The organism is Aureimonas populi (assembly GCF_017815515.1).
GTDB lineage: Bacteria > Pseudomonadota > Alphaproteobacteria > Rhizobiales > Rhizobiaceae > Aureimonas > Aureimonas populi.
In genome coordinates, this window is record NZ_CP072611.1 from 2,888,496 (window position 1) to 2,913,048 (window position 24,553).

Below are 24,553 nucleotides of genomic sequence, written 5' to 3' on the forward strand. Positions count from 1 at the left end.
TTGTTTTCCTGCAACCGTTGGGTGGCGAAAGCGTCAGGGCGCACCGGCGAGGGCCGCCCGGGCCGCGAGGAAGCCGGTGATCGCCTCGGCCACCGCCTCGGCCGCCTTTGCCTGCCAGTCCGCCGATTTCATCATCTCCTCGTCGTCCGCGTTGGAGAGATAGCCCATCTCGAGAAGCACCGAGGGCACGTCCGGCGCCATCAGCACGCGAAAGCCCGCCGAGCGCTTCGGGTTGTTGATGAGGCGAATGTCGGCGCGGTTCAGCTCCAGCACCAGTTCCCCCGCAAAGCGCTGCGACAGATGCTCCGTCTCCCGCCGCACGAGGTCGACGAGAATGCCGTGGATCTCCGGCGTGTCCTGCTGCCATTCCTCGCCGAGGAAGCGGTCGGAGGCATTCTCGCTCTCGGCCAGCTCGCCGGCCAGGGAATCCGAGGCCCTGTCCGAAAGCGTATAGACCGATGCGCCGCGAAGCTCGGGATAGCGGATGGAATCGGCATGGAGGGACACGAAGAGGTCGGCCTCCTCCCGCCGAGCCATCGCGGCGCGCTCCGCGAGAGGGACAAGGACGTCGTCCTCGCGCGTCATGACGACGCGCACCGAGGGGCTTGCTTCCAACGCCTCGCGCAGTGCGATGGCGAAGGAGAGGTTCAGCTCCTTCTCCAGCGTCCCGCCCTTGCCGACCGCGCCGTAATCCCTGCCCCCATGGCCGGGGTCGAGGACGATGGTATGGAGGGTCTCCTGCCGCGTGGAGGACGGTGCGCGCGAAGCGGCGCGCCTCTGGCCCGCCCGCTCCCTGACGGCCTGCGCGAACTGCGCCGCGCTCGCCCGCTCGAAGGCAAGCTCGATGGTCGTGCGTCCGTCTTCTGCGGAAGAGGTCATCTCGGCAAGCGCGGGTTCTGCCAGGGTGAAGACGATGCGGTAGCTATCCTTGCCCGCCAGCCCGTCGCGAAGGGCCGACACCAGACCTTCCCCCTCGGTCGGCGGGCGCACGGCGGCCACCGTGTTGGAAAGATCGAGCGCGATTCGATTCGGGGCCTGGAGCAGCAGGATGTCGGCTTCCGGCTCGCCCTGCACCTCGATGCGCACCGTGGCGCCGCCTTCCGTGGAGGAAAGCGCGAAGCCGGTCACGATAGCGGCGTCCTGGCCGCGCGCCATGCCGGGCGCGAGAAGGAGAAGGGCCAGGATCGGCCCGATCAATCGCGAAAACATGCAGAAGCGGAGGTCGAGAAGGCTCATGTCCTGTCCGAGATGATTCGCGAAAGCCTGCGCCGGCCTTGCCTCGATGCCGCGCCGCCCGGCTGGTATGGCGCCCAGGCGGCGTTTACACTTGTTTCGAAGCCTCGCCCGTCATAAAAGCGGAAGTGAGACATGCAAGGAAAGGCGCGGAGCCTTCGGTCGCATCGTCAGGCCAAGGATTCGGCATTGAGGACCGGATCGCCGTCTTGCGACGTGAAAGCCGCGGCATTCCCGGAAGGCCGTCTCGACAATTTCTCCACCGGACGCACCGTCGCCGGTCGGATCGCCCCGCACGCCGTCGGTCGGATAAACTCCCATCCTCACGCGTGCGACTTCTTCGTCGGGCGCCCTCGGGCGTCCATTTCCAGTCTTTCAGGTCACGAACGCGTGTCGGCAGCAAGTCCCGGTTCCTCCACCAAGATCCAGCCAAGGCCCACCGGCCGGGCTGCGGCGTGGAGCGATGGGGCAGGCTGCGCCGCGAGGTTGGCCCAGTCGGGCACGCCACCCGCCGGATGTTCTTCTGCGCCTGCCGCTGGAACCGTCCGCCGCCGGCCGGCCCGGGAGCACAGTACTCATGCCGAACAAAATGTTGATCGACGCGTCTCATCAGGAAGAGACCCGTGTCGTCGTCGTCAAAGGTAGCCGGATCGAGGAATTCGACTTCGAATCCGAGCACAAGAAGCAACTCAAGGGAAACATCTATCTCGCCAAGGTGACGCGCGTGGAGCCCTCGCTCCAGGCTGCCTTCGTCGAGTATGGCGGCAACCGCCACGGCTTCCTCGCCTTCTCGGAAATCCACCCGGATTATTACCAGATTCCTGTCGCCGACCGTCAGGCGCTGATCGAGGACGAACTGGCGCGCGCCGCCGAGGAGGAAGAGGCCGAAGAGAAGCCCGCCAAGCCGGCGCGCGCGCGTTCGCGCCGCCGTGGCGCCAAGGCGGCTGCGGCCGATGAGGGCGAAAGCGTCTCCGAGGTCGTCGATGCCGAGGCGCAGTCGGAAACCTCCGAAGACGAGGCCGCCGACGAGAGCCGCGCGCAGGAGGCGGAGCCTGGCGAGGAGCCCGAGGCAGAGGGCGAGATCGCTGCGAGGGACGAGGAAGCGCCCAAGGGCCGCACCCGCCGCCGCGCGCGCCGCAGTGTCGAGAATGCCGAGGAGATCGAGGCCGACGCCGAAGCCGACCAGGTCGACGATCTGGGCAGCGAGGACGCGATGGAGGAGGTGCCGGTCCGCAGCAACCGCCCGCCCCGCAAGCAGTACAAGATCCAGGAGGTCATCAAGCGCCGCCAGATCCTGCTCGTGCAGGTGGTGAAGGAGGAGCGCGGCAACAAGGGCGCTGCGCTGACCACCTATCTCTCGCTGGCGGGCCGCTATTCGGTCCTCATGCCCAACACGGCGCGGGGCGGCGGCATCTCGCGCAAGATCACCAGCGCGGCAGACCGCAAGCGGCTGAAGGATTTGGTGCGGGACCTCGAGGTGCCGCGCGGCATGGGGGTCATCCTGCGCACGGCCGGCGCCAACCGGACCAAGCCCGAGATCAAGCGCGATTACGAATACCTCATGCGCCTGTGGGAGACGGTGCGCACGCTCACGCTGCAATCCACCGCCCCTGCCCTCGTCCATGAGGAAGGCAGCCTCATCAAGCGTTCGATCCGCGATCTCTACAACAAGGAGATCGACCAGATCCTCGTCGCCGGCGAGGCGGGCTACCGCGAAGCCAAGGACTTCATGCGGATGCTGATGCCGAGCCAGGCGAAGGTCGTGCAGCCCTATCGGGACACCACGCCCATCTTCGCGCGCCAGGGCATCGAGACGCAGCTCGACAAGATGCTCCAGCCCAGCGTGACGCTGAAGTCCGGCGGCTACATCATCATCAACCAGACCGAGGCGCTGGTCGCCATCGACGTCAATTCCGGGCGCTCCACGAGGGAGCATTCGGTCGAGGACACCGCCTACCAGACCAATCTGGAGGCGGCCGAGGAGGTCGCGCGCCAGCTTCGCCTGCGCGATCTCGCCGGCCTCATCGTCATCGACTTCATCGACATGGAGGAGAAGCGCAACAACCGCGCCGTCGAGAAGAAGCTGAAGGATTGCCTGAAGGACGACCGGGCGCGCATCCAGGTGGGACGCATCTCGCATTTCGGCCTGATGGAGATGAGCCGCCAGCGCATTCGTGCCAGCGTGCTCGAATCCACCATGCAGCCCTGCCCCGTCTGCGCCGGCAACGGCTATATCCGCTCCGCCTCCTCCCTCGCGCTGCATGTGCTGCGCACCATCGAGGAGCACCTTCAGAAGCACGGAACGCACGACATCATCGTCAAGGTGCCGACGGCGACCGCGCTCTATGTCCTCAACGAGAAACGCTCCACGATCGACGATCTCGAAAAGTTTTACGGCCTGAAGATCGTCATCGAGGCCGAGGACGGGCACGGCCACCAGCATGTGACCATCGAGAACGGCGCCGAGGCCGTGGGCCGCGAGCGCTTCGAGCCTGTCCAGCCGCTGAGCATCGAGGCGGAAGACGCGATCGACGCGGAAATCGCGGTCGAGGCCGAGGCGCGCGAGGATGAGGCGCAGGAGCCCGCCGCGAGCGCCGAGGGCGGCGAGGACGGGCGCCGTCGCAGGCGTCGCCGCCGTCGCGGGCGCCGTGAGAACGGCACGAACGAGGACGCCGCCGAACTGGCCGGAGAGGATGCCTCGGACGAGGACGCGTCTTCGGACGATGAGGCGAGCGAGGCGGCCGGCGCGGAGACGGACGAGGAAAGCCGCGAGCGCAAGCGCCGCCGTCGCGGCCGCCGTGGCGGTCGTCGCAACCGGGATGCGGAAAACGACGATCGTCCCGTGATGGACGTGGCCGAGGGCGCGGGTGCCGATGAAGCCATCGGCGAGGCGCAGGGCGACTTCGCGCTGGCGGAAATCGGCGAGCGTTCGCCCGAGCCGGAAGTCGTGCCGGCGGTGGAAGCTTTGAACGGTGACTGGGCTGAGATGGGCGAGACCGGCCAGATCGATGCCGAAGCGGCTCAGGCGGCAACCCCGCCGGACGAGAACGAGATCGAGGCGGCCGCCGCCGAGGCCAGCGCCAGCCTCGACACGGAAGCGCCGCTCGATGAGATCTTCCCGGTGACCGACGAGGTGGTCGAGGCGGATGAGGAGAATGTCGCCGTCGACCAGGCGGCCGCTGCCGACCAGCCGGACTCTGCCACGAGAGGTCCGCGCCTCATCTCGAACGGCGAGGAAGCGTCCGAGGATGAACTGTCCGACAAGCCGAAGAAGAGCGGGTGGTGGTCCCGCCGCAGCTTCTTCTGAAGCATCCTGCGGAATAAAAAAGGGGCGGTTCGACCGCCCCTTTTTTTGCCTACCCTCGGAAATGATGCTCCAGGCGCTGGAGGGCCTCCTTTATGGCGGCTGGATCGCCGGCATAGGACAGGCGCACGAACCGCTCGCCCCGGTGAAGGTCGAAATCGAGGCCGGGCGTGATGGCGACGTGGCATTCGCGTAGCGCGGCCTGCGCGAACTGCGTGGAGCTTTCAAAGCGCTCGGGTATGGCCGCATAGGCATAGAAGGCGCCGTCCATCGGGGCGATCTGCGAGAAGCCGAGCGCGGGCAGTGCGGCGGAAAGATGCGCGCGGCTTCGTTCATAGCTGCGCTTCACGCCGTCGAGTTCGTCCGTGCAGTCCATCGCCGCCTCGGCCGCGACCTGTGAAAGCTCGGGCGCGGAGATGTAGAGGCTCTGCGCGATGCGCTCGGCCGGGCGCACGAGGGAGGCCGGGAGCACCAGCCAGCCACAGCGCCACCCCGTCATCAGGTAATATTTGGAAAAGGAGTTCACGACGATCGGGCTGTCGGAGAACTCCAGCGCCGAGGCCGTCGGCTCCCCGAAGGCAAGGCCGTGGTAGATCTCGTCCGAGATGAAGCGAATGCCCGCGCGGTCGCTGAACTCCACAAGGCGCCGAAGCTCATCACGCGGCGTCACCGTGCCGGTCGGGTTGCCGGGACTGGCGATCAGGACGCCGTCGAGCGGTGTTTCGGCATGGACCCGGGCCAGATGCTCGGCCGTCAGCACGTAGCCCTCCGCAGCCCCGACGGGAATCTCGATTGGTACCAGCCCCAGCGCCTTGAGAATGTTGCGATAGGCCGGGTATCCCGGCTCGGCGATGGCGATCCGGGCGCCGGGATCGAAGGCGGCGAGGAAGGCGAGGTTGAAGCCGGCCGAGGAGCCGGTCGTGACCATCACCCGCTCTGCCGGCACATCCACGCCGTACCATTGCGCATAGTGTGCCGCGATCCGCGCCCGGAGCGAGCGGCGGCCGAGCGCATCCGTATAGCCGATGCGCCCGTGGGCCAGCATCGCCCGCGCCGCCTCCATCGCGGCCCTGGGCGCGGGAGCCGAGGGTTGGCCGACGGCCAGCGAGATCACATTCGCGCCATTCGCGATCATCCGGTTCGCTTCCGCCAGGACATCCATGGCCCTGAACGGCGCGACATCGGAGCGGGCGGAGGACCGCAGGATCGGGAGTGTTTGCATGGAAAAGCCTCATAATCGCCCGAAAAGGGTGTCCGAACACGGGGGCCGCGTGCCATCCTCCGGCTCGTCCGCCGGCAGAATCATCGTCGTCTGGAGGGATATCATGAAACCGGTTCTCGCAAGGCTGGCCCATGGGCTCGTCGCCGCCCTGACCGCCGCCGCGACGGTCTTGTCGAGCGTGCCTGCCGGCGCGCAGAGCGGGCGCGAGCGGCTGCCCGTGGTGCGCGACGCGGAGATCGAGGCGCTGATCCGCGATTATGCCGCTCCACTTCTTCAGGCGGCCGGCCTGTCGGCGAGCCGCGTCGAGATCATCCTGGTCAACGATCTGAACTTCAACGCCTTCGTCGCCGGCCGGCGCATCTTCATCAACACCGGCACGATCCTCCAGTCCGAAACGCCGAACGAGACGATCGGCGTGATCGCCCATGAGATCGGCCATCTGGCGGGCGGCCATCAGGAGCGCCTGCGCGACCAGATCGCGCGGGCCCAGACCATCGCCATCGTCGCCGGGCTGCTCGGGGCCGGCGTCGCGGCGGCGGGCGCGGCCTCCGGTTCGGGGGCGGCAGCCTCCGCGGGCGCGGGCGTGATGACGAGCGGCGGCGGCATCGCGCAGCGCGGCCTGTTCGCCTATCAGCGCTCGGAGGAGACGACCGCTGACCGGTCCGCCCTCACCTATCTGGAGCGCACGGGCCAGTCTCCGCGCGGCCTGCTGGAGAGTTTCGAGGGGCTGGCGCGCAGCAATCTCCTGTCGGGCGTGCGCTCGGACCGCTACCTCACCTCGCATCCCGCCCCGCAGGACCGCATCGGCTTTCTCCAGACGGCCGCGCGCGCCAGCCCTCATTTCGACCGGAAGGACCCGGCCGAGCGCCAGTTGCGCCACGACTTGGCCCGCGCCAAGATCGCGGCCTATAATGGCGGCGCCGGCCTTGTGCGGCAGACCTTCGGGCGCGACCTCCAGAGCCTGGCGCCGCGCTATGGGGACGCTATCGCCACGCATCTTTCCGGCTCGCCCGCCCAAGCCCTGCAGAAGGTGGACGGGCTTATTGCCGCCGCCCCGCGCAACGCCTACTTCCACGAGGTGCGCGGAGAAATCCTGATGGGCAGCGGGCGCTCCGCCGAGGCGGCCGCCGCCTTTTCCCGTGCGGCCGAACTCGACCCTTCCAATTCCGGCATCATCCGCGCCGCGATCGGCCAGGCTCTGGTCACGGGGCGCGACCCGGCCAAGATGCCCGAGGCCATCGCCCAGATTCGCCGGGGGCTTCAGAGCGAGCCGAACAACGCGATGGCGCATCGCTTCCTCGCCATGGCCTACGGCGTGAGCGGGAATGTCGGCGCGGCCGAGCTGGCGACGGCCGAAGGCTACTGGCATGCCGGCCGCTTTCGCGACGCCAAGGTCTTCGCCGCCCGCGCACAGGGCAAGTTCCGGCCCGGAACAGCCGAATGGCAAAGGGCCGACGACATCATACAGACACGCTGAGGCCGCCGCTTCGCCGGACCCGCCCGCCCGAAACAAGGATTTTCCGCCGTGCCACGCCCGCATCGCCTTTCCCACCTCCTGCTGGCGAGCGCCATCACGCTTGCCGGCGTCGCTCCGGCAGCCGCCTTCACCCCCGAGGAGACCGGCCAGATCGAGGGGATCGTTCGCGACTACCTCATCCGCAATCCGCAGGTTCTGCTGGAAGCGCTCGATGCGCTGGAGGAGCAGCGAGCGGGCGAGATGCAGGACCAGCAGCGCGAGGCCATCGCGCAGGCTCAGGGGGAACTGACCGCGACGCCCCCCGGCACGGCGCTCGGCAACCCCGAGGGCGACGTGACCATTGTCGAGTTCTTCGATTATAATTGCGGCTTCTGCCGCCGTTCCCACGCCGATATGACGACGTTGATCGAGAACGATCCCGAACTGCGCTTCGTCCTGAAGGAAATCCCGGTTCTCGGGCCCGAGTCCGAGCAGGCGGCGCGGGTAAGCCTTGCGGTGCGCCATATCGCGCCCGATCGTTACCCGGATTTCCACGACGGCCTGCTGACGACCGAGGGTGTGGCGGACGAATCGACGGCGCTGGCCGTAGCGTCAGATCTCGGCCTGGAGGAGGATGCCGTGCGCGAGGCGATGGACGACCCCGCCGTGCTGGGCGCCCTGCAGGAGAGCGCGCGGCTTGCCACGATGCTGCAGATCACTGGCACGCCCTCCTACGTGATCGGCGACGAGCTGGTGCCGGGCGCCGTGGGGGCCGAGGCTCTGGCTGCCCGTGTCGCAAATGTGCGCGAATGCGGCAGGGCGACGTGCTGAACGGCCACGGCCGTCCCTCTCCTGCGATCTTCGCTTTGCGCCAGCCCGGCCGCGCGGTATAGGGCGGGGCGGTCGAGCGTCGGGGCCGTTTGCGCGCGGATGCGCCATCGGTTCCTCGCAGCACGCTCGCCAGAAAATTCGTTCGAAGGGCGGCCGCCCTCCAGGCATGTCGCCGCTCATCCAGTCATCTCTCAGGGAAAAACAATGTCGAACAAGGACAACCAGGTGGATCGAACGCTTATTCGCGAGCTCGCCGATATTCTGAACGACACCGACCTCACCGAGATCGAGCTGGAGCAGGGTTCGCTTCGCATCCGCGTTTCGCGCCAGAAGGAATATGTCCAGGCTGGCGGCTACCATTACGCAGCCCCGGCCGGCGTGCCGTTCGCGCAGGCTCCTGCCGCGCCCGCTGCCGCCGCCGAGGCTGCCCCCGCCGCTGCCGCCGGCCCCGAAGTGGGCTCCGTGCCCTCCCCCATGGTCGGCACGGTCTATCTCGCCCCGGCTCCCGGCGCCCGCGCCTTCATCGAGGTCGGCCAACAGGTGAAGGAGGGCGAGACCATCCTCATCATCGAAGCCATGAAGACCATGAACCAGATTCCGGCCCCGCGCTCGGGCACGATCAAGCGCATCTGCGTCGACAACGCGCAGCCCGTCGAATACGGCGAGGCTCTCGTCGTCATCGGCTGATGCCAAGGGCCGCGCCGCAGTTGCACACGATCGCCGCAAGGGCGGGAAGGATTTCATGTTCAACAAGGTTCTGATCGCCAATCGCGGCGAGATCGCGCTTCGGGTGCTGCGCGCCTGCAAGGAGCTCGGCATCTCGACGGTGGCCGTCCACTCCACGGCCGACAATGCGGCCATGCACGTGCGCCTCGCCGACGAGAGCGTGTGCATCGGCCCACCGCCCTCGCGCGATTCCTACCTCAACATTCCGCAGATTCTGGCGGCTTGCGAGATATCGGGCGCCGATGCGGTGCATCCCGGCTACGGCTTCCTGTCGGAGAATGCGCGGTTCGCGGAAATCTGCGAGGCGCACAACGTCACCTTCATCGGCCCGACGCCCGAGCATATCCGCATCATGGGCGACAAGATCGAGGCCAAGCGCACGGCGGAGCGGCTCGGCATTCCCGTCGTCCCCGGCTCGCCCGGCGCGGTGACGGATGATGGCGAGGCGATGGAGATCGCGCGTGAGATCGGCTTTCCGGTGCTCATCAAGGCGGCATCGGGCGGCGGCGGACGCGGCATGAAGGTGGCCCATACGCCCGCCGATCTCTCCATGGCGCTCTCCACCGCGCGCTCCGAAGCGGGCTCCGCCTTCGGGGACGATTCGGTCTATATCGAGAAGTATCTCGCCACGCCGCGCCATATCGAGATTCAGGTGTTCGGCGACGGCAAGGGCAACGCCATTCACCTCGGCGAGCGCGACTGTTCCCTCCAGCGCCGCCACCAGAAGGTCTGGGAGGAGGCGCGCTCGCCGGCCCTGGACGACGAGCAGCGCGAGCGGATCGGCGCGATCTGCGCCGATGCCATGGCCAAGCTGAAATATCGCGGCGCCGGAACGATCGAGTTCCTTTACGAGAACGGCGAGTTCTACTTCATCGAGATGAACACGCGCTTGCAGGTGGAGCATCCGGTGACGGAGGCCATCACCGGCATGGATCTCGTCCACGAGCAGTTGCGCGTGGCGGCCGGCCAGGGCCTGTCGCGCCGGCAGGACGAGATCGTCTTTTCCGGGCACGCCATCGAGTGCCGTATCAATGCGGAGGACCCACGCACCTTCGTGCCTTCGCCGGGCAAGATCACCTACTATCATGCACCCGGCGGCCTCGGCATCCGCGTCGATTCCGGCGTCTATCAGGGCTACTCCATCCCGCCTTTCTACGACAGCCTCATCGGCAAGCTGATCGTGCACGGCCGCACGCGCTCCGAGTGCATGATGCGCCTGCGCCGGGCTCTGGACGAAATCATCGTGGACGGCGTGAAGACGACCCTCCCGCTTTTCCAGGACCTCGTCGATAATGAGGAGATCGGGCGGGGCGAGTACGATATCCATTGGCTGGAGCATTATCTGGCCGATAAATCGGCAGCTTGAGCATCCGATGGCCGGGAGTCGCGAAAACGAGCCCGCGATCACCCCGGCCATCCTCTTGCGTGCCTATGCCTGCGGGGTCTTCCCCATGGGCGAGAGCGCGGACGACCCCACCATCCATTGGGTGGAGCCGACGCTTCGTGGTGTCCTCCTGCCGGGCCAGTTCCATCTGCCGCGCAGCCTCGCCAAGACGATGCGCAAAGGCGTCTTCGGCATCCGAACCGACACGGCCTTCCCGGCCGTGGTGGATGCCTGCGCCGAGCCCGCGCCAGACCGGCCGCAGACCTGGATCAACGCGCCGATCCGGGAACTCTATCTCGAGCTTTTCCGCATGGGTCACGCGCACAGCGTGGAGTGCTGGCGCGAGGGCCGTCTCGTGGGCGGGCTCTATGGTGTCAGCCTGGGCGGCGCCTTCTTCGGGGAGAGCATGTTCTCGCGGGAGACCGACGCCTCCAAGGTCGCGCTCGTCGCGCTATGGGACATCCTCATGCGAGGCGGCTACACGCTGCTCGACACGCAGTTCCTCACCACCCATCTGGCGCGTTTCGGTGCGGTGGAGATCGAGCGGCGGCATTATCTCAGGCTGCTGGACGACGCGCTGAAACGCGAGGCCCATTTTCAGCCGGCGGGCGCAGGAACGTCCGAATCGGTTTTGCACTCCCTCAGCCACACATCGTAGACCGGGTGCTCAACGGCATTGAGGCCGGGCGAATCCGCGAACATCCAGCCGGTGAAGATGCGCCGGATGTCGCGGTCCAGAGTGATCTCGTCCACCTCCACGAACGTATCCGTGCGAGGCGCCTCCTGAGGCGCGGAAGTATAGCAGACGCGCGGCGTCACCTGTAGCGCGCCGAACTGCACGGTCTCGTTCACATAGACGTCGAAGGTGGTGATGCGCCCGGTGATCTTGTCCAGCCCGGAGAAGACGGCGACAGGATTTTCGACGCGCGCGGCGGGCGGCGGCGCAGGCGTGCCCGAGGCGTTGGGCGCCAGCTCGAAGCCTTGCGGCACCTGGAACTGCATTTCCTGCGAGAGCGCGGCCAGCGGCCAGGCGAGCACAACGGCCAGTCCCAGGGCCGGACTGAGGAAGTTCATCGCCGTCTCCGAAATGCGCGTTCTGGAAGCTCGGGTCCCGCCGTGCGGCTGCACCGGCTCAGGGTTGCCAGGCGTCGTAATCGCCCGTCACGCGCGGTCGCTCGGCCGTGTTGAGCAGGGAGCCCTTCGGCCGGTAGGCACGCGCCGTGCCGGTGTGGTTCACCTCATGCGGCTTTTCCCAGGCGCGCGCCACATAGTTTTCCTGCGCAGGCGGCAGGTCCACGCGATGATGCATCCAGCCGTGCCAGCCCGGCCCGATGGCCGTTGCCTCGGCCGGGCCGTTATAGATCACCCAGCGGCGTTTGCCGCCTTCGGACTGGTAGTAGACGTTGCCGCGCTCGTCCTCGCCCACCCGCTCGCCGAAGCGCCAGGTGTGGAAGCGGGTGCCGATCGTCTGGCCGTTCCACCAGGTGAAGATCTGGGTCAGCCACTCCATCGTCTTCGACATGCCTTGGCCTCGCTTCCTATTCGATGCCGAGCTTGGACTTGACCAGCTCGTTGACGGCCTGCGGGTTCGCCTTGCCGCCGGTGGCCTTCATTACCTGCCCGACGAACCACCCGGCAAGGGTCGGCTTCGCCTTGGCCTGCTCCACCTTTTCCGGATTGGCGGCGATCACCTCGTCCACCGCCTTTTCGATGGCGCCGGTGTCCGTGACCTGGCGAAGGCCGCGCGCCTCGACAAGCACCCTCGGATCGCCGCCCTCGGCCCAGACGATTTCGAACAACTCCTTGGCGATCTTGCCCGAGATCGTGCCTTCGCGCACGAGGTCGAGGATCGCGCCAAGCTGCTCGGCCGAGACGGGGGTCTCCTCGATCCCGGTGCCGGACCTGTTCAGCGCGCCGAGGAGGTCGTTGATCACCCAGTTGGCCGCCTGCTTGGCCTCCCGGCCCGCCGCCACCTTCTCGAAAAAGTCCGCGATGGCCTTTTCCGAGACGAGGATGGAGGCGTCATAGGCCGAAAGGCCGCTGGCGATCAGCCGTTCGCGCTTGTCGTCGGGCAACTCCGGCAAGTCCTTCGCCAGTTCGGCGACGAAGGCGTCGTCGAATTCGAGCGGCAGCAGGTCGGGGTCGGGGAAATAGCGATAATCGTGCGCGTCTTCCTTGGAGCGCATGGAGCGCGTCTCGCCCTTCACGGGGTCGAAAAGCCGCGTCTCCTGGTCGATCGTGCCGCCATCCTCGATGATCGCGATCTGCCGGCGCGCCTCCGATTCGATGGCTTGCCCCACGAAGCGGATCGAATTGACGTTCTTGATCTCGCAGCGTGTGCCGAACTCTCCGCCCGGCTTCCTCACCGAGACGTTGACGTCGGCGCGCATGGAACCTTCGTCCATGTTGCCGTCGCAGGTGCCCAGATAGCGCAGGATGGTGCGCAGCTTGGTGAGATAGGCGCGCGCCTCCTCCGAGGAGCGGATGTCGGGCTTGGAGACGATCTCCATCAGCGCCACGCCGGAGCGGTTGAGGTCCACGAAGGACATGGACGGATGCTGGTCGTGCATCGACTTGCCGGCGTCCTGCTCAAGGTGCAGCCGCTCGATGCCGATCTCGATCTCGTCGAACTCGCCCTTCGAATCCGGGCCGACCGAAACCTTCACCACCCCCTCGCCCACGATGGGCTGCTGGAACTGCGAGATCTGGTAGCCCTGCGGCAGGTCCGGGTAGAAGTAGTTCTTGCGGTCGAAGACCGAGCGCTTGTTGATCTTCGCCTTCAGGCCGAGCCCGGTGCGAACCGCCTGGCGTACGCATTCCTCGTTGATCACCGGCAGCATCCCGGGCATCGCGGCGTCAACCAGGCTGACATTCTCGTTCGGCCCCGAGCCGAAGGTGGTGGAGGCGCCGGAGAACAGCTTGGCCTGCGAAAGGACCTGCGCGTGGACCTCCATGCCCACGATCACCTCCCAGTCGCCGGTGGCGCCGGGAATGAACTTCTTCGGATCGGGGGTGCGGGTATCGACGATCGTCATCTTGGATTCTCTGTTCCCGGGTCAGGCTGAGCGCGCAATGGGCATTCGCGCTACCACCACTTGGCCGGCGTGAAGCGCCCGGCCGCCTTCTCGACCACGGAGGCCGTGGCGAACAGCGTCTCCTCGTCGAAAGGCCGGCCGATGAGCTGGAGGCCGAGCGGCGTGCCCTCCTGCGAAAGGCCGGCCGGAACGGCGATGCCGGGCAGCCCGGCCATGTTCACCGTCACGGTGAAGATGTCGTTCAGGTACATCTTCACCGGGTCGGACGCCATCTCCTGGTCCGCGATGCCGAAGGCGGCCGAGGGGGTCGCCGGGGTCAGCAGCGCGTCCACCCCCGCTCCGAACACGGTCTCGAAATCCCGTTTGATGAGCGTGCGCACCTTCTGAGCCTGCAGATAATAGGCGTCGTAATAGCCGGCCGAGAGCACATAGGTGCCGATCATGATACGCCGCTTCACTTCGCGGCCGAAGCCGGCCGCGCGGGTGTTCTCGTACATTTCCGACACGTCCCTGCCCGGAACGCGGAGGCCGTAGCGCACGCCGTCATAGCGCGCCAGATTGGACGAGGCCTCCGCCGGCGCCACGATGTAGTAGGCCGGCAGCGCGTATTTCGTATGCGGCAGCGAAACGTCGACGATTTCCGCGCCCGCCTCGCGCAGCCACTCGATGCCCTGGGCCCAGAGCTTTTCGATCTCGGCAGGCATTCCCTCGACGCGGTATTCCTTCGGGATGCCGATCCTCATGCCCTTCACAGAGCGGCCGACCGACGCCTCGTAGTCCGGCACCGGCCGGTCCACCGAGGTCGTGTCCTTCTCGTCCACCGAGGCCATGGACTTCAAGAGGATCGCCGCGTCGCGCACGTCGCGCGCCAGCGGCCCGGCCTGATCAAGCGAGGAGGCGAAGGCCACGATGCCCCAGCGCGAGCATCGGCCATAGGTCGGCTTGATGCCGACCGTGCCGGTCAAGGCCGCGGGCTGGCGTATGGAGCCGCCCGTGTCCGTCGCCGTCGCCCCGGCGCACAGATGTGCCGCCACAGCCGCCGCCGAGCCGCCGGAGGAGCCGCCGGGCACGAGGTCGAGATTGGAGCCCTCGCGCCGCCAAGGGCTCACGACTGGCCCGTAATGGCTGGTCTCGTTGGAGGAGCCCATGGCGAACTCGTCCATGTTCAGCTTGCCGAGCATCACCGCGCCGTCCGCCCAGAGATTGGCGGTCACGGTCGATTCGTAGCGTGGCTCGAACTTGTCGAGGATGTGCGAAGCAGCCTGCGTGTGGATGCCCTCGGTGGCGAAAAGGTCTTTCACTCCCAGCGGAATCCCTTCCAGCGCGCGCCCCTCGCCCCTGGCGATGCGCGCGTCGGATGCAGCGGCCATCTCTGTCGCCCGGGCTTGCGTTACCGCGACATAGGCATTGAGTGCCGGGTTCGCCGCCTCGATCGCGGCCAGATAGGCATCCGTCAGCTCGCGGGCGGAAAAGGCCTTCGCCCGTAGCTTGTCACGCGCTTCCGCGATGGTCAGGGCAGTGAGATCGGTCATCGGGGGAGGTTCTTTTCGTAGAATCGGGAATAGCCGGAATCGGGATAGTCGAGGACGGCGCCGCAGACCGCGTAGCCGCCGCGTTCATAGACGCGCCAGGCCGGCTCGAAGCCCGGGGCCTCGCCCGTTTCGAGCACGAGCCGGGAGAGGCCCCTCGTGCGCGCCAGCTCCTCCAGACGCCGCAGGAGCATGGACCCCACGCGCTTGCCGCGCACGCGAGGCAGCGTGAACATGCGCTTCACTTCGCCGAGCCCTTCGCCATGCTCCTTCAAGGAGGCCATGCCGACCGCCTGCCCCGCGCCGTCCCGCGCGACAAACACCGTTACCGACGGCTCGGCCATCTGCTCGACAGTTAGCTGGAACTGGAACTCGGGCGGCGTCAGCGGCCGCATATAGGCGTTCAGCTCGGCCACCATGGCGCGCACATCGTCCTGCAGCGGCGTCTCGGCGCGGATCGTGATCTCGTCCGTCACCTTATTCCACCACCTTGGGGACCATGAAGAAGTGATCCTCCGTGGCCGGTGCATTGGCCACGATGTCCTCGGCCTTGCCGCCGTCCGTCACCACGTCCTCCCGCTTCCTCATCTCCATCGGGATGACCGAGGTCATCGGCTCGACGCCCGAGACATCGACCTCGCCGAGCTGCTCGACGAAGCCGAGAATGGCGTTCAGCTCCCCCTGCATAGACGCCACCTCATCTTCGGTGACGGCGATGCGCGCGAGCTTGGCGACGCGGCGGACGGTGTTCGTATCGACGGACAAGGCAGTTTCCCGGACGAGAACTCGAAGGATTCTACGCTCGGCTATAACGAGAGGGCGGCGCGCAGACAACGCCTGCCGAGCCGCCCCGACCGGGCCTTCGCGGCCCTAGACCTCGAAGGCTTCGCCCGGCACCGGGTTCAGGACGCGCTCGCCATCCCCTTCCATCGCCTGGGTGAACTTGTCGGGAGACTGGTCCAGAATCGGCAGCGTGCCCCAGTGGATGGGCACGATCTTCTGGAAGTTGAAATAGCGGCGGCAGGCGAGCGCGGCCACCGCCGCGCCCATCGTCAGCCGGTCGCCCACAGGCACGAGGCCGATCTGCGGGTGGTGCAGCTCCTCGATGATGGCCATGTCGGCGAAAATGTCCGTATCGCCCATGTGATAGACGCTCGGCCCCTGCGAGAAGTGGAAGACGAGGCCGTTCGGCATCCCGAGATAGGTGACGGTGCCGTTCTCCTCCACATGGCCCGAGGAATGGAACGCCTGCGTAAGTGTGACGGAGAAGTCGTCGAACTTCACCGTTCCGCCCGTGTTGGCGGGCTCGATGCTCTCAACGCCCTTCGTCCCGAGCCAGGAGACCAGCTCGAAATTGCCCACCACCTTGGCGCTCGTGCGCCGGGCGATCTCCACCGTATCGCCGACATGGTCGAAATGCCCGTGGCTGAGCGCGATATGCGTCACGTCCCTCGTCGCCGCCTCCACATCGCCCGTGAAGTGCGGATTACCGGTCAGGAACGGGTCGATGAGGATGATCGAGCGTTCGGTCTCGATCTTGAACGCGGAATGTCCGAAATAGGTGATCTTCATGCGTCTTCCTCGACTGGGCCGATTTCGGGCAGTTGGCGGAGATGCCCCCGGATCAAGGACCGTCCATGCCCGTTGTCGATATCGCAGAGATGGACGATCTCCTGGCGCAGGACAAGACCGTTGCCGGGCTCGATCTCGGCACCCGGACCATTGGTCTGGCCGTTTCCGATCTGGGGCTTCGCTTCGCCACCCCCCGCCCCGTCCTCAAGCGCGTCAAGTTCACGCCGGACGCGCAGGCGCTGATGAAGGCGCTGGACGAGGCGCGGTGCGGCGCCATCGTCATCGGCCTGCCGGTCAACATGGATGGGACGGAGGGGCCGCGCGCGCAGGCCACGCGCGCCTTCATTCGCAACTATTCAAGGCTGGACGAGCGGCCGATCGCTTTCTGGGACGAGCGCCTTTCAACCGTGGCGGCCGAACGGGTGCTGATCGCCGCCGATGTCTCCCGCGCCAAGCGCGCCGAGCGCATCGATTCGGCCGCCGCCGCCTTCATCCTGCAAGGCGCGCTCGACAGGCTGGCCGCCCTGCGCCGCGAGCGCGCCTGACGGCCCGCCCCTCTCCCGCAGCCAAGCGCCGATCCTGCGCCGGCGACGAAACGCGATGACGGCAAGGACGATGGCGGTGTCGAGGAGAATCGCCTTTGCGATCATCGGCGCGATCGCGGAGGGTTCCACGCCCAGAAGCTCGGCGTAGACGCCGAAGGTGATGTCGTGGACCTGGCGGGAGAAGAACACTATCCCGAAATGGAGGTCGTGATAGGACAGGGCGTACCACGTCCAGAAGAAACCGAGCGGCACCGCCCAGAACAGGAGGAAGGCGCGCATCAGCCGTCCCGTCGCGCCAGCGAGTCGGGCTGCCCGCGTTTGCGCCCCATCTCGGCACCGATCCGCACCGCAGCCATCGCGAAGGCCCTCTCGTCCCGGTCGTCTTCCGGGAGGGGCTCCACCAGACGGTCGAACAGGAGCGCGAGGAGTGCCAGCGCCATGCCGGCCGAGAACGCGCCCGCATCCGCACCCCCGAAGCCGAAAAGGTGGGCCGCGACCGCCAGTGCCGCGCTGCCGGCAAGGCTGAGCAGCACCGTCCGGTCCGCGTGATCGAGGCTTTCGGACCGCGACGACTGGAGCGTGAGGGCCGCGCGCGAATAGCCGAGCGCCACGCCCCCATGCGCCGCCAGGAGGAGGCCGCAGGCGACGGGGGAGCCAAGGGATGCGGCGTTGGGAAGGGCCAGTCCGGGCCAGATGTCCACCGTGCCAGCCCCGGCCGCCTGCGCGGCCAGGCCCATCGTCCATGCTGCGTGATATCCGACCCATGCGGCTGTCGCGACCGTCGAGAAGACCCGCTTCATGATCCTCGTCCTTCCGCCACTCCTTGGCCACCGTAACGCAGTGATGCGCCCTGCCGTTCGCCTCCCGCAATCGAAAGACTTTGTTAACCTTAACGGCGAGGCCGCAGAGCCTGCTTGCCGAGGCCCTCGCTTTTGCCTATGAGCGGCTTTCAATATGAGCGCGCCCCACACTGCCCCCTCGCCCGCCGCCCGCCGCCATCTCCTTGGCATCGCGCAGCTATCGCTCCCCGACATTCATGAGCTGCTCGACCGCGCCGAACAGGCGATCATGGTCAGCCGCTCCCGCGAGAAGAAGAAGGCGGCGCTCCGGGGGCTGACGCAGATCAACCTGTTCTTCGAGGCGTCGACGCGCACGCAGGCCTCCTTCGAGCTGGCCGGCAAACGGCTCGGCGCGGATGTCATGAACATGTCGGTCGCCAACTCCTCCGTGAAGAAGGGCGAGACGCTTATCGACACGGCGATGACGCTGAACGCCATGCGGCCCGATATCCTGGTGGTGCGCCACCACTCGGCGGGCGCCGTGGCGCTTCTGGCGCAGAAGGTCGCCTGCTCGGTGGTGAATGCCGGCGACGGCGCGCACGAGCACCCTACGCAGGCCCTTCTCGACGCGCTCACGATCCGCCGCCGCAAGGGTGATTTCTCGAGGCTCACGGTGGCGATCTGCGGCGACGTGCTGCACAGCCGCGTCGCGCGCTCCAACATCCTGCTTCTCAACGCGCTGGGGGCCCGCGTGCGCGTCATCGCCCCTTCCACCCTGCTGCCCTCCGGTATCGAGCAGATGGGCGTGGAGGTGTTCCGGCGCATGGAGGACGGGCTGAGGGAGGCGGACGTGGTGATGATGCTGCGCCTTCAGCGCGAGCGGATGGAGGGCTCCTTCGTGCCCTCGGTGCGCGAATATTTCCGGCTCTACGGCCTCGACGCCCCCAGGCTGGCGCTGGCGAAGCCCGATGCCCTGGTGATGCATCCCGGCCCGATGAACCGGGGCGTGGAGATCGCCTCGGGCATCGCCGACGGGCCGCAGAGCGTCATCGAGGAGCAGGTGGAGATGGGCGTCGCCGTGCGCATGGCCGTGATGGAATGGCTTGCAGGCGACGCGGGAGCGAACGCATGAGCCGCCCGCTGGTCATCGAGAACGCGCGTATCCTCGACCCCTCGCGGCAGGTGGACGAAATCGGCGCCATCGTCGTGGCGAACGGCCGCATCGAGGCGGCCGGCGCCTCGGCGCTCAACCAGGGCCGACCGGAAGGCGCCGAGGTCATCGACGCCTCCGGCCTGCTGGCCATTCCCGGCCTCGTGGACGCGCGCGTCTTCATGGGCGAGCCGGGCGGGGAGCATCGCGAGACGATCCGTTCGGCCGGCGAGGCTGCGGCCGCCGGGGGCGTCACCTCCATCCTCACCATGCCGGACACAGACCCGGTGATCGACGACGTGGCACTGGCCGAGTTCGTCATGCGCACGGCGCGCGAGACCGCGCCCGTCAACGTCTTCGTCTCGGCGGCCCTCACCAAGGGGCTGAAGGGCCGGGAGATGACGGAAATCGGCCTTCTGACCGAAGCCGGCGTCGCGGCCTTCACCGAAGGGCGGCACACGCTTTCCAACCCGGCCCTGATCCGCCGCCTCATGACCTATGCGCGCGATTTCGATGCGCTCTTCGACCATGAGACGCAGGATGCCGAGCTGGCGGGCTCGGGCGTGATGAATGAGGGCCTGCTGGCCTCCTGGCTGGGCCTTGCCGGCATTCCGAAGGAAGCAGAGCTCATCCCGCTCGAACGCGACCTGCGCCTCGCCGCCCTCACCGGCTGTCGCTACCATGCGGCGAAGATCTCCGTCGCCGCCTCGGCCGAGGCCCTGCGCCTTGCCAAGGACCGGGGCGTGAAAGCGACGGGCGGCGTGTCCGTCGCCCATCTGTCGCTCAACGAGAACGATATCGGCGAGTACCGCACCTTCTTTCGTCTCTCGCCCCCGCTGCGCCATGAGGAAGATCGCCAGGCGATGATCGAGGCGCTGGCGGACGGCAGTGTGGACATCATCGTCTCGTCCCACGACCCGCAGGACGTGGACGGCAAGCGCCGGCCCTTCGCGGAGGCGGAATCGGGCGCGATCGGGCTGGAGAGCCTCCTCCCCGCCGCTCTTCGCCTGCACCATTCGGGGCAGGTGCCGCTGGCGCGGCTGGTGGAGGCCATGACGGCGGCGCCCGCGAAAATCCTGAAGCTCGATCGCGGCACGCTTCAGCCCGGCCGCCCGGCCGACATCGCGCTTGTCGACCTCGATGCGCCCTTCGTCTTTTCCGAGCGCGACATTCGCTCGCGCTCCAAGAACACCGCATTCGAGAACGCCCGCTTCCAGGGCCGCGTCCTGCGCACCATCGTCGCCGGCAACACCGTCTTCGAGCTGGAGGACGGGCGGTGATCGAGTTCCTGGCGCAGAGCCAGCCGCTCTTTCTCGTCCTGTCGCTGGCCCTTGGCTATCTGTGCGGCTCCATTCCCTTCGGCCTCGTGCTGACGCGCATGTTCGGCCTGGGTGACGTGCGCTCCATCGGCTCTGGCAATATCGGCGCGACGAATGTCCTGCGCACCGGCAACAAGCTGGTGGCGGCGCTCACGCTTCTGGGCGACGTCCTGAAGGGCACCGTGCCCGTGCTCATCGCCTGGAACTGGGGCGAGCCGGCGGCGGCCCTGGCGGGCCTCGGCGCGTTCCTGGGGCACATCCTGCCCGTCTGGCTGGGCTTCAAGGGCGGCAAGGGCGTGGCGACCTATCTCGGCGTCCTTCTCGGCTTCGCCCCGCTCGGCGTCGCGGTCTTCGCGGCGAACTGGATCGTCGTGGCCTATCTCTTCCGCTTCTCCTCTCTCGCCGCGCTGGTGGCGACGGTGGCGGTGCCGCTCGTCTATCTCCTCCTCGGCAACATGCCGGCGGCCGCGCTCTCGGGCACCCTGACCGTGCTGGTCTACATCAAGCACAAGACGAACATTTCCCGCCTTCTCTCTGGTACGGAAGGAAAAATCGGAGAAAAGGGTTGAGCGAAGCGGGCTCCGCCATCGTCCTGTCGGAGCGGCAGCGTTTCGCCTGGGTCCGGCTCATCCGTTCCGAGAATGTCGGGCCGGTGGGCTTTCGCGCCCTCGTCAACCGCTTCGGCGGGGCGGAGGCGGCGCTGGACGCGCTGCCCGAGCTGGCGGCGCGCGGCGGCGCCAAACGGCGCATCGCGGTCGCGGACGTCGCGGCTATCGAAGCCGAGTTCGCCACAGCCGCGCGCATGAAGGCGCGCTTCGTGTGCCTGGGCGAGGCGGACTACCCCAAGGCGCTGGCGGCTATGGAGGCCGCGCCGCCGGTGCTGGCGGTGATGGGCGAGATCGCCACGCTGCACCGGTCGTGCGTCGCCATCGTCGGCGCGCGCAACGCTTCCCTGTCGGGCATCAAATTCGCCAAGTCCATCGCGCAGGAGCTGGGGCGAGCGGATTTCTGCATCGTGTCCGGCGTGGCGCGCGGTATCGACGCGGCGGCGCATGAGGCGGCGCTGGAAACGGGCACGGCGGGCGTCTTCGCGGGCGGCCTGGACAAGCCCTACCCCAACGAGAACCGGCCATTGATGCGCAGGATCGTGGATGGCGGCGGCTGTCTCCTCACCGAGATGCCCTTCGGCTGGACACCGCGCGCCATCGACTTCCCCCGCCGCAACCGCATCGTGGCCGGGCTTTCGCTCGGGCTTCTCGTGGTGGAGGCGGCCAGGCGCTCCGGCTCGCTGATCTCCGCGCGCCTGGCCGGTGAGATGGGCCGGCTCGTTTTCGCCGTGCCGGGGTCGCCGCTCGATCCGCGCGCCGGCGGGCCGAACGGACTGATCAAGGACGGCGCGATCCTCGTGACGGAGGCCGCGGACGTGATCGAGGCCATCCGCCCGCTGGACGGGCGCGCGCCGTCCGCGCCGTTCGCGCAATTCGACGAGGCGGATACGGCGCTACCCGATGAGGACATCGCCGAGGACCAGCGCGCCCGCATCATCGAGGCGCTGGGCCCCAGCCCGGTAACGGTGGACGACCTCGTCGATCATATCGGCGCCGGGGCCGGCGCGGTGCAGCTCGTGCTTCTCGAACTGACGCTTGCCGGCCGCCTGGAGCGGCACCCCGGCGGCCGCGTGTCCCTCTCGGCGTGAACGGGCGGGGTTGACCGCGCTCGATCCGCTGTCCATGTGAGCGGAGCAACACTTGGCGCGACCCTTTGCCCGCGCAATACCTTCCGGGATCGTCAGCTCATGGACGTCGTCATCGTCGAATCGCCCGCAAAAGCGAAGACGATCAACAAATATCTGGGCTCCAACTACAAGGTGCTCGCCTCCTTCGGCCATGTGCGCGACCTGCCGGCCAAGGACGGGTCCGTGCGGCCGGACGACGATTTTTCCATGGACTGGGAGGTCGACAAGCCCTCGCAAAAGCGCCTGAGCGAGATCGCTCAAGCCGTGAAGGGCGCCGATGCGCTCTTCCTCGCAACCGATCCGGATCGCGAGGGCGAGGCCATTTCCTGGCACGTGCTGGAGGTTCTTCGCCAGAAGAAGGTGATCAAGGACAAGCCCGTCAGCCGCGTCGTCTTCAACGCCATCACCAAGAAGGCCGTGCTGGATGCGATGGCGAACCCGCGCCAGATCGACGAGCCGCTGGTGGACGCGTACCTGGCCCGCCGCGCGCTCGATTATCTGGTCGGCTTCACCCTCTCGCCCGTCCTCTGGCGCAAGCTGCCGGGTGCCCGCTCGGCGGGCCGCGTGCAGTCCGTGGCCCTGCGCCTCGTCTGCGACCGCGAAGCCGAGATCGAGCGCTTCAAGACCGACGAGTACTGGCAGATCGCCGCCAAGCTGGGCACGCTGCGCAACGAGGACTTCGTGGCGCGCGTGACGGGCTATGAGGGCGAGAAGCTCCAGCGCCTGTCCATCGGGTCGGAGGAGCGTGCCTTCGAAATCCGCGACATGCTGGAAGGCGCCAGCTTCCGGGCGCTCTCGGTGGACGCCAAGCCGACCAGGCGCAACCCCGGCCCGCCCTTCACCACCTCCACGCTCCAGCAGGCGGCTTCCGCCAAGCTCGGCTTCGGCGCCTCGCGCACCATGCAGGTGGCGCAGCGCCTCTACGAGGGCATGGATATCGGCGGCGAGACCGTCGGCCTCATCACCTATATGCGAACCGACGGCGTGCAGATGGCGCCGGAGGCCGTGGCCGCCGCGCGCAAGGCCATCGCCTCCACCTTCGGCGAACGCTACGTGCCGGAAAAGCCGCGCTACTACTCCACCAAGGCGAAGAACGCGCAGGAGGCCCACGAGGCCATCCGTCCCACCGGCTTCGACCGGCATCCGAAGGATATGGAGCGCTATCTCGACCGTGATCAGGCGCGCCTCTACGACCTCATCTGGAAGCGCGCCATCGCCAGCCAGATGGCGTCCGCCGAGATCGAGCGTACGACGGTGGAGATTCTGGCCGAGAACGGTGCCAGGCGCGCGCAGCTTCGCGCGACAGGCTCCGTGGTGCGTTTCGAGGGATTCATCGGCGCCTATCAGGACCATCGCGACGATTCGAAGAACCAGGCGGACCAAGCGGAGGAAGAAGACGAATCCGCCCGCCTGCCCGAGATCCGCGCGGAGGAGGCGCTGACGAAGCGCGCTATCGAGCCCACGCAGCATTTCACCGAGCCGCCTCCGCGCTTCTCGGAAGCCTCGCTCATCAAGCGGATGGAGGAGCTGGGCATCGGTCGCCCTTCCACCTACGCCGCGACGCTCCAGACCCTTCAGGACCGCGACTATATCGTGCAGGAGAAGCGCAAGCTCCTGCCCGATTCCAAGGGCCGGTTGGTGACGGCGTTCCTGCACAATTTCTTCGAGAAATATGTCGAGTACGACTTTACCGCCGATCTTGAGGAGAAGCTCGACCGCATCTCGGCGGGCGAGCTGTCCTGGAAGGACGTGCTGCGCGACTTCTGGAAGGACTTCTCCGCCCATGTGGACGGCACGAAGGAGCTTCGCGTTTCCGACGTTCTCGACGCGCTGAACGAGGAGCTCGGCCCGCTCGTCTTCCCCCCCAAGGGCGACGGAACGGACCCGCGCGCCTGCCCGCGCTGCGGCGGGGGGCGCCTTTCGCTGAAGCTCGGCAAGTTCGGCGCCTTCGTCGGTTGCTCGAACTACCCGGAGTGCAACTACACCAAGCAGCTCGGCACCAGCCTTTCGGCGGACAGCCCGGACGATGGCGGGCTGAACGAGCCGAAGGAACTGGGCAACGATCCCGAGACGGGCGAGGTGGTGACGCTGCGCTCAGGCCGCTTCGGCCCCTATGTCCAGCGCGGTGAAGGCAAGGAAGCCAAGCGCTCCTCCCTGCCCAAGGGCTGGGAAGTGGCCGAGATGGATTTCGAGAAAGCGCTGAGGCTTCTCTCGCTGCCCCGCGAGGTGGGCATCCACCCCGAAAGCGGCAAGCCCATCCTGGCCGGTCTCGGGCGCTACGGCCCCTTCCTGCAGCATGATGGCGGCTACGCCAATCTCGAAACCGTCGAGGACGTGTTCACGGTGGGCCTGAACCGCGCCGTTACCGTCATCGCGGAGAAGAAGGAGCGCGGCGGGCGCGGGCGCGGAACGCCGGCCGCCATCGCGACGCTGGGAGAGCATCCAACGCTCGGCGGTCAGATCACCGTGCGCGAAGGCCGCTTCGGCCCCTATGTCAACACCGGCAAGGTGAACGCCACGCTGCCCAAGGGCAAGGATCCGGCCTCGGTGACGCTAGAGGAGGCGATCCAGCTCCTGACGGAGCGCGCCGAGAAGACCGGCAAGGCGCCGAAGGCGAAGGCGGCGCCGAAGAAGAGCGCGGCGCGCGCCGCGCCGAAGAAGGCCGCCGCCAAGAAGGCGCCCGCCAAGAAGCCGGCGGCGAAGAAGACCAAGGCGGCGGCGGGAGGCGATTGA

General features: G+C 67.5%; 22 protein-coding genes and 1 pseudogene. 12 read left to right on the forward strand and 11 right to left on the reverse strand.

Annotation, left to right across the window (positions count from 1 at the left end):
* Positions 1-33: 33 nt before the first annotated feature.
* The gene (locus J7654_RS13580; protein WP_245195505.1) at positions 34-1,236 is read right to left on the reverse strand and encodes an N-acetylmuramoyl-L-alanine amidase; all 1,203 of its coding nucleotides are present in this window, start codon (positions 1,234-1,236) and stop codon (positions 34-36) included.
* Between the two features lie 574 nt (positions 1,237-1,810).
* On the opposite strand from J7654_RS13580, the gene J7654_RS13585 reads away from it, so the two are divergent.
* Complete coding sequence (locus J7654_RS13585) at positions 1,811-4,540, forward strand: Rne/Rng family ribonuclease (RefSeq protein ID WP_209736423.1); 2,730 nt, start codon at positions 1,811-1,813, stop codon at positions 4,538-4,540.
* Positions 4,541-4,589: 49 nt separating this feature from the next.
* Here J7654_RS13585 and J7654_RS13590 read toward each other — a convergent pair whose 3' ends face one another.
* Positions 4,590-5,759, reverse strand: coding sequence for a pyridoxal phosphate-dependent aminotransferase (locus J7654_RS13590; RefSeq protein WP_209736424.1), 1,170 nt, complete (start codon positions 5,757-5,759; stop codon positions 4,590-4,592).
* A gap of 103 nt (positions 5,760-5,862) precedes the next feature.
* Here J7654_RS13590 and J7654_RS13595 point away from each other — a divergent pair, with 103 nt between their 5' ends.
* From J7654_RS13595 to aat, 5 genes are all read left to right on the forward strand, one after another.
* Positions 5,863-7,236 (forward strand): M48 family metalloprotease, encoded by a 1,374-nt coding sequence (locus J7654_RS13595; protein WP_209736425.1) that lies wholly within the window; start codon positions 5,863-5,865, stop codon positions 7,234-7,236.
* A gap of 48 nt (positions 7,237-7,284) precedes the next feature.
* Positions 7,285-8,046 carry a DsbA family protein gene (locus J7654_RS13600; protein WP_209736426.1) on the forward strand — a complete coding sequence of 254 codons (762 nt, stop codon included), beginning with the start codon at positions 7,285-7,287 and terminating at the stop codon, positions 8,044-8,046.
* A gap of 204 nt (positions 8,047-8,250) precedes the next feature.
* On the forward strand, positions 8,251-8,733 hold the full coding sequence (gene accB, locus J7654_RS13605; protein ID WP_209736427.1) for an acetyl-CoA carboxylase biotin carboxyl carrier protein: 483 nt from the start codon (positions 8,251-8,253) through the stop codon (positions 8,731-8,733).
* A gap of 55 nt (positions 8,734-8,788) precedes the next feature.
* A complete protein-coding gene (accC, locus tag J7654_RS13610) occupies positions 8,789-10,138 on the forward strand; it encodes an acetyl-CoA carboxylase biotin carboxylase subunit (protein ID WP_209736428.1) in 1,350 nt (449 codons plus the stop codon).
* A gap of 7 nt (positions 10,139-10,145) precedes the next feature.
* Entirely contained in the window at positions 10,146-10,814 is a 669-nt protein-coding gene (gene aat / locus J7654_RS13615; RefSeq protein WP_209736429.1) for a leucyl/phenylalanyl-tRNA--protein transferase, read from the forward strand.
* On the opposite strand, the gene J7654_RS13620 is transcribed toward aat, so the two are convergent.
* The 7 genes from J7654_RS13620 to J7654_RS13650 form a co-directional block, all read right to left on the reverse strand.
* On the reverse strand, positions 10,754-11,158 hold the full coding sequence (locus J7654_RS13620) for a DUF2155 domain-containing protein (RefSeq protein ID WP_209740556.1): 405 nt from the start codon (positions 11,156-11,158) through the stop codon (positions 10,754-10,756). The genes aat and J7654_RS13620 overlap by 61 nt on opposite strands.
* Before the next feature lie 130 nt (positions 11,159-11,288).
* Positions 11,289-11,666, reverse strand: a complete 378-nt coding sequence (locus J7654_RS13625) for an NADH:ubiquinone oxidoreductase subunit NDUFA12 (protein ID WP_209740558.1) — start codon at positions 11,664-11,666, stop codon at positions 11,289-11,291.
* Positions 11,667-11,694: 28 nt separating this feature from the next.
* Positions 11,695-13,191: an Asp-tRNA(Asn)/Glu-tRNA(Gln) amidotransferase subunit GatB gene (gene gatB / locus J7654_RS13630; RefSeq protein ID WP_209736430.1), complete on the reverse strand. Its 1,497-nt coding sequence runs from the start codon at positions 13,189-13,191 to the stop codon at positions 11,695-11,697.
* A gap of 50 nt (positions 13,192-13,241) precedes the next feature.
* Positions 13,242-14,723, reverse strand: a complete 1,482-nt coding sequence (gene gatA, locus J7654_RS13635; protein ID WP_209736431.1) for an Asp-tRNA(Asn)/Glu-tRNA(Gln) amidotransferase subunit GatA — start codon at positions 14,721-14,723, stop codon at positions 13,242-13,244.
* Complete coding sequence (locus tag J7654_RS13640) at positions 14,720-15,139, reverse strand: GNAT family N-acetyltransferase (RefSeq protein WP_245195780.1); 420 nt, start codon at positions 15,137-15,139, stop codon at positions 14,720-14,722. Before J7654_RS13640 ends, gatA begins: the two co-directional genes overlap by 4 nt.
* A gap of 58 nt (positions 15,140-15,197) precedes the next feature.
* On the reverse strand, positions 15,198-15,485 hold the full coding sequence (gene gatC / locus J7654_RS13645) for an Asp-tRNA(Asn)/Glu-tRNA(Gln) amidotransferase subunit GatC (protein ID WP_209736433.1): 288 nt from the start codon (positions 15,483-15,485) through the stop codon (positions 15,198-15,200).
* A 105-nt stretch (positions 15,486-15,590) separates the two neighbouring features.
* Positions 15,591-16,292 (reverse strand): metal-dependent hydrolase, encoded by a 702-nt coding sequence (locus J7654_RS13650; RefSeq protein WP_209736434.1) that lies wholly within the window; start codon positions 16,290-16,292, stop codon positions 15,591-15,593.
* Between the two features lie 65 nt (positions 16,293-16,357).
* On the opposite strand from J7654_RS13650, the gene ruvX reads away from it, so the two are divergent.
* Positions 16,358-16,837 carry a Holliday junction resolvase RuvX gene (gene ruvX / locus J7654_RS13655; RefSeq protein ID WP_209736435.1) on the forward strand — a complete coding sequence of 160 codons (480 nt, stop codon included), beginning with the start codon at positions 16,358-16,360 and terminating at the stop codon, positions 16,835-16,837.
* Between the two features lie 60 nt (positions 16,838-16,897).
* Here the strand turns inward: ruvX and J7654_RS18370 are convergent.
* Positions 16,898-17,116 (reverse strand): annotated as a pseudogene (locus tag J7654_RS18370) (DUF6105 family protein); the annotation flags it as partial.
* On the reverse strand, positions 17,116-17,637 hold the full coding sequence (locus tag J7654_RS13660; protein ID WP_209736436.1) for a hypothetical protein: 522 nt from the start codon (positions 17,635-17,637) through the stop codon (positions 17,116-17,118). The pseudogene J7654_RS18370 and the gene J7654_RS13660, both read right to left, overlap by 1 nt.
* A 154-nt stretch (positions 17,638-17,791) precedes the next feature.
* On the opposite strand from J7654_RS13660, the gene J7654_RS13665 reads away from it, so the two are divergent.
* The 5 genes from J7654_RS13665 (at position 17,792) to topA (ending at position 24,553) form a co-directional block, all read left to right on the forward strand.
* Positions 17,792-18,748, forward strand: a complete 957-nt coding sequence (locus J7654_RS13665; protein WP_209736437.1) for an aspartate carbamoyltransferase catalytic subunit — start codon at positions 17,792-17,794, stop codon at positions 18,746-18,748.
* Complete coding sequence (locus tag J7654_RS13670) at positions 18,745-20,046, forward strand: dihydroorotase (protein ID WP_209736438.1); 1,302 nt, start codon at positions 18,745-18,747, stop codon at positions 20,044-20,046. The genes J7654_RS13665 and J7654_RS13670 overlap by 4 nt, the downstream gene beginning before the upstream one ends.
* The gene (gene plsY / locus J7654_RS13675) at positions 20,043-20,654 is read left to right on the forward strand and encodes a glycerol-3-phosphate 1-O-acyltransferase PlsY (protein ID WP_245195506.1); all 612 of its coding nucleotides are present in this window, start codon (positions 20,043-20,045) and stop codon (positions 20,652-20,654) included. Before J7654_RS13670 ends, plsY begins: the two co-directional genes overlap by 4 nt.
* Positions 20,651-21,781 (forward strand): DNA-processing protein DprA, encoded by a 1,131-nt coding sequence (gene dprA / locus J7654_RS13680; protein ID WP_209736439.1) that lies wholly within the window; start codon positions 20,651-20,653, stop codon positions 21,779-21,781. Before plsY ends, dprA begins: the two co-directional genes overlap by 4 nt.
* Before the next feature lie 99 nt (positions 21,782-21,880).
* Entirely contained in the window at positions 21,881-24,553 is a 2,673-nt protein-coding gene (topA, locus tag J7654_RS13685; RefSeq protein ID WP_209736440.1) for a type I DNA topoisomerase, read from the forward strand.

Excerpts from the sequence above, each read along its gene's own strand:
- J7654_RS13580 (WP_245195505.1), bottom strand. The coding sequence starts at position 1,236 with ATGAGCCTTCTCGACCTCCGCTTCTGCATGTTTTCGCGATTGATCGGG.
- J7654_RS13585 (WP_209736423.1), top strand. The coding sequence starts at position 1,811 with ATGCCGAACAAAATGTTGATCGACGCGTCTCATCAGGAAGAGACCCGT.
- J7654_RS13590 (WP_209736424.1), bottom strand. The coding sequence starts at position 5,759 with ATGCAAACACTCCCGATCCTGCGGTCCTCCGCCCGCTCCGATGTCGCG.
- J7654_RS13595 (WP_209736425.1), top strand. The coding sequence starts at position 5,863 with ATGAAACCGGTTCTCGCAAGGCTGGCCCATGGGCTCGTCGCCGCCCTG.
- accB (WP_209736427.1), top strand. The coding sequence starts at position 8,251 with ATGTCGAACAAGGACAACCAGGTGGATCGAACGCTTATTCGCGAGCTC.
- accC (WP_209736428.1), top strand. The coding sequence starts at position 8,789 with ATGTTCAACAAGGTTCTGATCGCCAATCGCGGCGAGATCGCGCTTCGG.
- aat (WP_209736429.1), top strand. The coding sequence starts at position 10,146 with ATGGCCGGGAGTCGCGAAAACGAGCCCGCGATCACCCCGGCCATCCTC.
- J7654_RS13620 (WP_209740556.1), bottom strand. The coding sequence starts at position 11,158 with ATGCAGTTCCAGGTGCCGCAAGGCTTCGAGCTGGCGCCCAACGCCTCG.
- J7654_RS13625 (WP_209740558.1), bottom strand. The coding sequence starts at position 11,666 with ATGGAGTGGCTGACCCAGATCTTCACCTGGTGGAACGGCCAGACGATC.
- gatB (WP_209736430.1), bottom strand. The coding sequence starts at position 13,191 with ATGACGATCGTCGATACCCGCACCCCCGATCCGAAGAAGTTCATTCCC.
- gatA (WP_209736431.1), bottom strand. The coding sequence starts at position 14,723 with ATGACCGATCTCACTGCCCTGACCATCGCGGAAGCGCGTGACAAGCTA.
- J7654_RS13640 (WP_245195780.1), bottom strand. The coding sequence starts at position 15,139 with ATGGTGGCCGAGCTGAACGCCTATATGCGGCCGCTGACGCCGCCCGAG.
- J7654_RS13650 (WP_209736434.1), bottom strand. The coding sequence starts at position 16,292 with ATGAAGATCACCTATTTCGGACATTCCGCGTTCAAGATCGAGACCGAA.
- ruvX (WP_209736435.1), top strand. The coding sequence starts at position 16,358 with ATGCCCGTTGTCGATATCGCAGAGATGGACGATCTCCTGGCGCAGGAC.
- J7654_RS13660 (WP_209736436.1), bottom strand. The coding sequence starts at position 17,637 with ATGAAGCGGGTCTTCTCGACGGTCGCGACAGCCGCATGGGTCGGATAT.
- J7654_RS13665 (WP_209736437.1), top strand. The coding sequence starts at position 17,792 with ATGAGCGCGCCCCACACTGCCCCCTCGCCCGCCGCCCGCCGCCATCTC.
- J7654_RS13670 (WP_209736438.1), top strand. The coding sequence starts at position 18,745 with ATGAGCCGCCCGCTGGTCATCGAGAACGCGCGTATCCTCGACCCCTCG.
- topA (WP_209736440.1), top strand. The coding sequence starts at position 21,881 with ATGGACGTCGTCATCGTCGAATCGCCCGCAAAAGCGAAGACGATCAAC.